At 64.3% G+C, this 856-nt stretch carries 1 protein-coding gene; it reads left to right on the top strand.

What is annotated here, in order from left to right; genetic code table 11:
* The coding region (locus FMN63_RS27680; RefSeq protein WP_148587405.1) for a DUF1612 domain-containing protein at positions 1 to 856 on the top strand (856 nt) is incomplete at both ends.

Here is an 856-nt window from a genome sequence, read left to right as displayed (position 1 = left end):
CCGACCCGCTCGATCGCGCCAGCCGTTTGCTGACGCGCGCGGACGAACGGCTGCGGCGCACCCCCGATCTGAACGACGGCGTGCGCAGCCGCTCGCACCTGTTCGACACATGCGCCTCCATGGCACTAGACGGAGACCTTGTGCATCTTGAGGATCTGGTTCTGCATGACGCAGGCACCGACAAGCGCGCACCGACCCATGAACTGACCCGGGCCGCCAGGCTTCTGGCGCTGCGACGCCGGATTGACCGGCAAGCCCCGGAAACACTCCTGAACCGCACCGGCATTCTGGCGCTCATCGGCCGGCAGACGAAGGAAACCGGGATTGGAAAGACGGTAGACAGACCTGCGGGGGATGGGAGGGGGGCTGCGCCCTCAACCTTGAACCGGCAGGAAAATGCAGAAACCGAAGAAAGTCTGCTCGCAGAGATCGACGCTGTCCTGGAGCGCTCCAGGCATCTGGCTGAAGGGACAGTCCCGCCGACCCGGGCCCCGAACTCTCGAACCGCAAGCCCGCTTCCTGAAGACAGTCCGGCCGCATCTGGTCGGCGCGACCGTCTCGATGATTGGCTGACTGTCCTGACTGAGACGGAAGCGCTGAAATTGCCACCCGTTCTGACGGCCGCCATCTTATTGGACGCATGGCAGGTGCTGCAGCCGCTGGACAGCTGGCCCGAACTTGGCCGCCTGCTGTCGGCCGCCTTCCTGAAAACACAGGTGACGGCGTCGCATCTGCCGAACCTGTCCGCCGGCTTGCGGAAATCCCCTTTCCGCTGGCGCCGCAAGGATCCGTTCCAGACACGCATCTCCGGCTTCCTCACCGGCTTTGAAAAAGCCGCCCAGGAAACCATGGATCA

Source organism: Stappia sp. BW2 (assembly GCF_008107695.1).
Classification (GTDB): Bacteria; Pseudomonadota; Alphaproteobacteria; order Rhizobiales; family Stappiaceae; genus Roseibium.
The sequence above is the reverse complement of the archived record's forward strand: the minus strand, read 5'-3'. Positions and strand labels throughout refer to the sequence as shown.